The 262-nt window shown below is 57.6% G+C and carries 1 pseudogene; it reads right to left on the bottom strand.

The annotated features are described in order from the left end of the window. Positions 1-130 precede the first annotated feature (130 nt). Positions 131-262 (bottom strand): annotated as a pseudogene (locus SB764_RS41615) (DotU family type IV/VI secretion system protein); the annotation flags it as partial.

Raw genomic sequence — 262 nt, forward strand, 5'->3', positions numbered from 1 at the left:
GTGTTCTACGTCGACAACGACGAGTTCATCCTGCTCTGACAACGCGCGCAACGTGCCAAGCGCCACAGGAAAAAAGACCGCCGAGCGGTCCTTTTTCGATGAAGCATCAGCCCGGAACGAAGCCTGCCCCTCAAGGCAACGAAATCGTCAAATTCGCAGACTCCGGCCCGACCTTGACGACTTGCGAGTAAGGCGCCAACGCCTGCAGCGTCTTGTCCTTCAGATACGTATTGAGCCCGAGAAACCCCAACAGCGCGACGAG

It is taken from the genome of Paraburkholderia sp. SIMBA_027 (genome assembly GCF_046535315.1).
GTDB lineage: Bacteria > Pseudomonadota > Gammaproteobacteria > Burkholderiales > Burkholderiaceae > Paraburkholderia > Paraburkholderia tropica.